Origin of the sequence: Candidatus Pelagibacter sp., assembly GCF_052049775.1 — a bacterium.
Classification (GTDB): domain Bacteria; phylum Pseudomonadota; class Alphaproteobacteria; order Pelagibacterales; family Pelagibacteraceae; genus Pelagibacter.
In genome coordinates, this window is record NZ_JBNGZH010000038.1 from 1 (window position 1) to 2,361 (window position 2,361).

At 22.5% G+C, this 2,361-nt stretch carries 2 protein-coding genes; both read left to right on the forward strand.

Annotation, left to right across the window (positions count from 1 at the left end):
* A partial coding sequence (locus ACTT83_RS05395) for a class I SAM-dependent methyltransferase (protein ID WP_440919082.1) occupies nucleotides 1-647 on the forward strand: 647 nt, incomplete at its 5' end.
* A gap of 1 nt (nucleotide 648) precedes the next feature.
* The coding region (locus ACTT83_RS05400; protein ID WP_440919083.1) for an ATP-binding cassette domain-containing protein at nucleotides 649-2,361 on the forward strand (1,713 nt) is incomplete at its 3' end.

The following is a 2,361-nucleotide window of genomic DNA, read 5'->3' on the forward strand; positions in this document are numbered from 1 at the left end:
AAAAAGATGGTACAGGTTATGAAATATTAAAAAAATATTCCACACAAGATAAAAGAAATTTTTTTTTAAATGAAAATAGTAAAATAAATGCTAAGTCCAGATTAGAGTCAGTTTTCAACAATTATAAAAATTATATTAATTTTAAAGATGGAGATAGTTTTTTAGATGTAGCTTGTGGATATGGGAGAGATATTAAATTTTTAAATCAAAAATTCAAAAATTCAAAAATAGAGGGATTTGATATCAACCCTAATGCCATTGAATTAATTCAAGATGGTTTGAATAAAAGTAATGTGAATGTTTATGTAGCAGATTTTTCTAATTTAGAATTTTTAGAGTCATTAGAAAATGAATCATTTGATTGGATAATATTTTCACATGCTTTAACTTTTATTTTTGAGGAAAATATTCAAAGAACAATTTTAAAAAGAAAAAAATTAATTTTTGAATTAACCAAAAAATCAAAAAAAGGTTTGGTTTTGTTAGAGAACTATCCATCGGAAAAATTAAATTTTTTTATAGAGCAAAAAAATAGAGCTGTATTTAATCATGATATTACTAAATTATTTGAAGATAATAAAAATGGAGATTTGATCATGTTTAAAGATAACTTATCATTTTGTTTTTTATTCAAAAAGAATTTTTAGAATGTATAAGATTGTTAATTTTTTGGGTCATTTTATTGATAAAAAAAATAGGATAAAGTTAGTTTATTCGATATTAATAACAATTTTTTTATCAATTTTAGAGTTATTTAGTATTGGTTTAGTTATTCCAATAATAGGTTTAATTACAAATGAAAACTTTTTAGCAAATTACAAAAATCTAGAAGTTTTTTTTTTATTTTTCTCTCCTCTTGAGTATATAAAAACTGACTCATATTTTTTTTCAATTAACCAAAAACTTATATCTGGTGCAATATCTTTATTTTTAATAATCATATTAATAAAATTTTTTGTTTCAGTTTTTTTAGTAAGCTATAATTTCAAAATATCGAAGAATATAAATTATTTTATTTCAAAAACTGTCGCAAAAAAAAATTTATATCAAAATTATGAGGAATATCTTAAGAAAGATTATACAAATTACGTTATTACATTATTACAAGAAGTCACAAATGTAACTTTTTATGTTCAAGAAATACTCAGATTAATATCTGAACTTATAATAATATCATCAATAATATTTTTTTTATTTATCTATAAGCCATTTATGTGTTTGATAGTATTATTCGTATTGGGTTTTTCAGCATTTTTGTATTTAAAAATTATAAAAAGTAAAAATTTAGTCTTAGGAAGACAAAGAAGAGATAATGAAGATGTAAGAACAAATTTATTAAATCAGATCTTTTCAGGTTTTTCAGAAATCAAACTAAGAAATTCAGAAAATTTTTTTTTAGAAAAATATTTATCTATTCTGAACAAAACAATAATACCTGACATGAAGATTCAGACTTATTCATCTATACCAAGATTTTGGTTTGAGGTAGTAGCAGCAATCAGCATAGTTGCTATAATTCATTTTTTATTTTTTTTAAATAAAACAAACTCAGAGATAATAATTAATGTATCTATATTTTCTTTTGTGAGCTTTAGGTTAATACCGTCTGTTAATAAATTAACCAGTTGTTATCAATATATAAAATATTTTTCACCATCTGCAGAAAGAGTATTAAAAGAAATCAAAGAAAATAAAAACTTAAACAATATACCAATAAACAAAAAAGACATCTTATATAAAAAACTAACTTTATCCAAAATTTGTTATAGTTACGCAGACAAAACTATTTTTAAAAACTTAGATTTAAATTTATACGATAAAAAAATCTATGGTCTCAAAGGTACTAGTGGTTCGGGAAAAACAACTCTTTGTAATTTACTATTGGGTTTATTAAAACCATCAGCTGGAAAAATTTATATGAATGATGATCTAATTTTGGACAATAAAGTGATTAAAAATTATATTAGTTACGTACCACAAAGAATATTTGTTTTAAACGACACAATTAAAAATAATGTTGCTTTTGGATTGAGCGACAAAGAAATTGATGAAAATTTAGTTATACAGTGTCTTAAAAAAGCCGAGCTTACTGATTTATTAAATGATCGTGGATTAAATTATAAAGTATCCCTTGATGGTGTAAACTTGTCTGTTGGCCAAGTTCAAAGACTAGCAATAGCTCGTTGTTTATATTTTAAGTCTAAAATAATTATATTTGACGAGGCCACAAGTGCCCTAGATTATTCTAACGAACAAAAAATATTAAGCTTAATTAGAAAGCTTAATAAAACTGTTTTAATCATTTCTCATAATAACGAGATTTTAAAGTCTTGTGATGAAAAATTTGTTTTAGAAGATAAA